Below are 5,006 nucleotides of genomic sequence, written 5' to 3' on the forward strand. Positions count from 1 at the left end.
AAAAGACAATATAAGAATGTAGGAAAACCTACATTCTTATATTGTCCTAAACCTACATTTTTATATTGACTTTTGCATCTGCCATTCTGGTACAAGCCGTATGTCGCATAATGTGTGGATGTGTCAAGTATAGGACAAAAAAAATTTTATTTTTTTCTGCCGAAGACTATCTGACGCTTCCATCAGGTAGTCCCAGCACCTTTATTATCTTCTGGTAAGTCATTCTTGTCCTGCTCAAGTTACCTCTATTCTGAAAAAATATCGTCAAAATTCCATTCGATTTCGATTTCATCCTGACTATGAACACGGATCACCTTGATAATCTCACGCAGCTTCTCTGTATCGAACTTCTGAATTCCCAAGAAATCTTTTAGTTTTATTTTATCAGAAAGTTCATTTTGTTCAAGAAGCTTTTTACTATTCTCCGCATCTTCTATCTTTCGTTTTATTTCCTCCAGCTGTACACTTATCTTTCCTGCTCTCTGCTTATACGAATCACGATCTATACGACCATCTTTGTAATCATCATAGAGTTTCATCTTTTCCGAGGTCAACTGTCGGCTCTGTTTTTGCAATTCTGCGGTATTGATCTCTTTGTCGTCGCATTGCCTGTTGGAAGACACTTTCTTTTCTTTTTCCAACATTGACGCTGCATACTGATGAACAAGCCCAAGGATATTCTCCTCCAACGGTTCCCGCCGGATCACCAGACTTCGACACACAGGATCTCCATTGGTTCGGGCATCTGAACATTTCAGCAAATGCTCTGTTTCTTTTAGCAGAGAATGCCCGCAGTTAGCACATAGCAACAATGCCGGCTGTTTTTTACGTCTTTCCAGAGTAAAATTGGTACGTGATTCCGCAACACTTCTCTTCTTTTTCGGATGCATTTCATTTGCTTTTTCAAACAATGCCCTGTCTATAATTGCCGTATGATGATTTTCCAGGCGAACCCATTCTGTTTCATCATTCAGAACTGCTTTATAACCGGTATGCATACTGCAACGTGTTTTTCCCCAGATTCTGGTTCCAATATAAATCTCATCCCGGACAATTGCCGCTACTGTCGTAGGGCTCCAGTGTTTCTTTTTGATCATGTCAAACCTCTGGAACTGCACCTGATCCCCTCTTGATAATTTCTGCTCATCACAAGTGGCAATCGCCTGTCCGTTCAATTCCCTTGTAATATCCGCAAAACTTGTTCCTTCCGCTGCCATCCGAAAAATCATTTTCACGACTTTTGCAGCCTCTGGATCTACTTCCAGCCTTCCATCTTTTCCTTTTTTATAGCCATATCTGGCATCCCTAAAAACTTTAAAAATATCACAAAAAACAGTTGACAAGTAAGCCAATATATGTTGCGTAAGCCTTGATTATAAACATATTTCAAGGAGGCTCATTATGGCTGATTTTTTCTTATCTAATTTAAAATCCACACTCGACAACTGCATCACAGAACTCGATGAAATTCACTCCATGTTCTGCCGTAATCCGGAAAGTGATTTTACCAGGAACCGCAAACTTTCTTTCCGCGAGTATATTCAGTTTATGCTCCAGATGCAGAGTAAATCCGTTTCAAATGCAGTAAACATATGCAGGGCATATCTCAAACACGATGGTAACGAAACAGAGTCCATGCTTCTCATACAAAAGTATCTGACACCTGTCAAGTACAATCGAAAATACCCTATCCACCTCCGTCCAAAGAGAAATAGGGATTTCATGTATCGGGTTGCATAAATCTCGTTACCATTATACTGCATTATAAGGCAGATAAGCAATCTGTCTTTTTAATCTAAAAAACCTTATCTAAATGACATTGAATGATTTATTTTCTATCTAAAATTTTATTAAAGCGACTAAAGACTCCATAGTTTGTGTGTTTGACTTACTGTTTATATCTATTTTCTCCTAAATATTTTTCTAGTCATTGCAATATAAAATTGCTTATACAGTCTCTCCCTTAAGCGTCCTGGTATTCTGGATAATATACAGAGCGACCGATATGACCATCATTATAGCGCACAAACCAATCAACAGATCTGATACCATCGGTGTAATTTGGAACCATATAATATCCCAATTTGGTATGTAACTTGCTTTTACTAATCCATGGCGTACCAGATTGGCAATCCACTCTGCATCTTTTACATCCGTCTTACGTCCGGGAACTACTTTGATATGCTGCGCATTCACAACCATGATCGGTATCTGTTCTTCTTCAAATATATTATATACAGGTTTCCAATAAGAGCCCGTATTTTCCATGGCAGCCATCTCACAATCTGTTTCTTTCAGCCACGAAACTAATTGGAGATCTTGCAGGCCTCCTGGATTCTATCGACCAGCTTTTTGGAAAATATAATGCTTTTTTATAATCTAATAGCTTTTAAAAATCTAATGCTGCTATTTTAAATCCGAAGAATAACCGGGTACGTTTTTTGCCATGCACAGGTATCTTGTCCACATGATATCTTCGACGAAGAAGAGAGGGAATTGCTTCTACTCCATTTCTAAATTTTGCATATTCAGAAAATTCTTCCGTCTGCATGTACTGTAATTGTTTTGCACGACCAACGGATTTCCAAGATACTTCCTTTCGGACTCGTGTTTTTAGAAAACGCGACTGACACCGTTCTTTGTAAGGACATCCTTCGCAGTCACTTATCCGAAAATACGCAACGGAACGCTCATTGCCTGGATCATAGATACAGTCTTCAGGTACACGATTATTCTTACATTTGATGAGATATTTTCCATCATCAGTAAAAACAAAATCAGCATATATTTCATCTGGTTTGCGTCCTGTGAAATTGGTTGTAACAAGTTTTAGATTATGTTCAGATGCTAAACGTGAGTTCTCTTCTCCGCTGTATGCCCCATCGGCAACAATAAAAGAACCATCAGAAAAATCTTTTTTCTCATTAAGATAATCTTTCATAAACTGATTATCTGCGTAGGTATTTTGCTGGTAATCGTAGACAATGACCAGACTGCTTTTTTCTCCGACAGCTTCAACTACGTTTCCAACGTATCCAAGATGTCTGCCACCTGCTTTATAGCGGAAAGTGGCTTCTGGATCAGAAGGATTAAGCAATACTTCTGAAGGGTTTTCAACTTCCTCTTTTTTGTCGAAGCCGCCTTGAGCCACCATCATCAATGATTGTGCGTTCCTTTAATAGGCGAATAAGAAGCTGATATTCAATTGTATCATCAAAATCACCGGTTGAATCACAAATCTTTATCAAGATATCTGCATCTTTCATCACAACAACGTTTCTCTCAGTTGCATCCATATCCCGCTTGTGATAAATGCATTTATTATAATCATCTTTTTTAATATAATGATATTGTTCATCCGGAATTTTTGTTCCACGCTCATCCATTATTTTGCAAAGATTAGCAACACAAGTATAAAACAATTCAAGCAATGAGAGGTTTCTGATATTTGCAGCAACCATTAAACTGTCCATACGTTGTTTATCCGGAGTGATATCCATAAAATCAGATATTTCTTTTGCCATTTTTACAACACATTCATGAATAAGATCAACATCATGCTCTGTTTCCTCTTGCTCTAAACCTGCTGAGGGTTCTGTCACTAATTGGCTGCTCTTCAAAACTGGTTGTGTGCAGTGCATACTGATAGCGGATATCAAATGCCATAGCTTCAACGATCTCATCGTCAGTAACATTAAGAGCTTCTTTAAGAATCAGTGCCCCAACAATCACATTGACCGGAGTATTAGGTCTGGATGCTTTTTTACTGTAAAGAACAGAAAAAATATTTTCATCAATAGCAGGAAAAACTTTGTCTGCAAAAGTATTTGCCCATGATTTTTCTAACATTCGTTTTTCGCGTTCTGTAAGATTAAAAGTACTGTCTAAAACAGTAAGCTGCTGATTATCATTTTTAACAAAAGACATATAGATCACCTCATAAAATGCTACCTACATTTTACCAAAGAATCCAATGTTTTTACATATCGTGTTAGGTTTTCAAGGTACAAATTTATATCAAAGGCTATAAACCTTTTGACACCCTAATCTTTTATTTTATCTTCTCCGGAGCAGTTTTTTACACTGGCTTACAGGTGCATCCGATTCCCAGTCCATCCGGACCGATATGACAGGACAAACCGAAGGAAAGTTTATCACACATGACTTCCATTCCCGGGAAACTTTCTTTAATCTGGTTTACCCATTCTTCTGTCACTTCATCGGTACTGCTGGACGCCGCCATCAGGTACACTTTACCCGCAGCATATTCTTCTCGGAAATTCGTTTCCAGCTCATGCTTCATTGCATCGATCATAACTTTACGTGATTTCTTCATACCACGGCATTTCTGGTAGATATCAAGCTTTCCTGTGCTGAAATGCATAACAGGTTTGATATTCAGGACATCTGCTGCCAAAGCTGTCACAGAGCTGACTCTTCCTCCTTTTTTGAGATATTTCAGTGTGCTGAGTCCGATATAAATTGTCATTTTTTCTCTGGTTTCTTCAAGAATTTTCTTGATTTCGACTACACTGTATCCTTCTTCTGCCATTTCTACTGCATCAAGAACAGAACGATGCATCGGGGTTGCCACACGACCGTTATCTACGACAAACACCTTACCGGCAAATTCATCTTCATTTGCCATGGCTTCTGCTGTCATACAGGACCCACTTAAAGCACTACTAAGAGGAATATAAACAATCTCCTCATATTCTTTCAGCATCTCTTTCCACATATCCATAACTTCTGTTGGTGACGGCTGAGATGTAGATACATCTACGCCCTTTCGAAGCATATCATAAAATTCATCTCTGGAAAGATCTACTCCTTCACGATACACTTTCTCTCCGATATAAAAGGGCATCGGTAGTACCTTAATTCCGAGTCTCTGCGCTTCTTCGCTCAAAATCCCACTGTGGCTGTCTGTCATGATTTCCTCCATTTCCCCGCGCCTTCGTTGCGCGGACACAAATATATAACCAAACTCAAATCCACCAAAACTA

At 38.7% G+C, this 5,006-nt stretch carries 6 protein-coding genes and 2 pseudogenes; 1 reads left to right on the plus strand and 7 read right to left on the minus strand.

What is annotated here, in order from left to right:
* Positions 1 to 245: 245 nt before the first annotated feature.
* Positions 246 to 1,352 (minus strand): recombinase family protein, encoded by a 1,107-nt coding sequence (locus EAI80_RS11830; RefSeq protein WP_202976642.1) that lies wholly within the window; start codon positions 1,350 to 1,352, stop codon positions 246 to 248.
* 49 nt (positions 1,353 to 1,401) lie between these two features.
* Here EAI80_RS11830 and EAI80_RS11835 point away from each other — a divergent pair, with 49 nt between their 5' ends.
* Complete coding sequence (locus EAI80_RS11835; RefSeq protein WP_007887600.1) at positions 1,402 to 1,740, plus strand: hypothetical protein; 339 nt, start codon at positions 1,402 to 1,404, stop codon at positions 1,738 to 1,740.
* 207 nt (positions 1,741 to 1,947) lie between these two features.
* Here the strand turns inward: EAI80_RS11835 and EAI80_RS13890 are convergent.
* The 6 genes and pseudogenes from EAI80_RS13890 to EAI80_RS11860 form a co-directional block, all read right to left on the minus strand.
* Positions 1,948 to 2,076 (minus strand): annotated as a pseudogene (locus tag EAI80_RS13890) (CDP-alcohol phosphatidyltransferase family protein); the annotation flags it as partial.
* Positions 2,077 to 2,085: 9 nt separating this feature from the next.
* A pseudogene (locus EAI80_RS13895) lies at positions 2,086 to 2,271 on the minus strand (transposase); the annotation flags it as partial.
* Positions 2,272 to 2,389: 118 nt separating this feature from the next.
* On the minus strand, positions 2,390 to 3,157 hold the full coding sequence (locus EAI80_RS11845; RefSeq protein ID WP_238634596.1) for a transposase: 768 nt from the start codon (positions 3,155 to 3,157) through the stop codon (positions 2,390 to 2,392).
* Positions 3,114 to 3,602, minus strand: a complete 489-nt coding sequence (locus EAI80_RS11850) for a hypothetical protein (RefSeq protein WP_129982203.1) — start codon at positions 3,600 to 3,602, stop codon at positions 3,114 to 3,116. The genes EAI80_RS11845 and EAI80_RS11850 overlap by 44 nt, the downstream gene beginning before the upstream one ends.
* A complete protein-coding gene (locus EAI80_RS11855; RefSeq protein ID WP_005360252.1) occupies positions 3,556 to 3,927 on the minus strand; it encodes a transposase in 372 nt (123 codons plus the stop codon). The genes EAI80_RS11850 and EAI80_RS11855 overlap by 47 nt, the downstream gene beginning before the upstream one ends.
* Positions 3,928 to 4,078: 151 nt before the next feature.
* On the minus strand, positions 4,079 to 5,006 hold a 928-nt coding region (locus EAI80_RS11860), incomplete at its 5' end, for a DegV family protein (protein ID WP_238634594.1).

This window comes from Catenibacterium sp. co_0103, from assembly GCF_004168205.1.
GTDB lineage: Bacteria > Bacillota_I > Bacilli_A > Erysipelotrichales > Coprobacillaceae > Catenibacterium > Catenibacterium mitsuoka_A.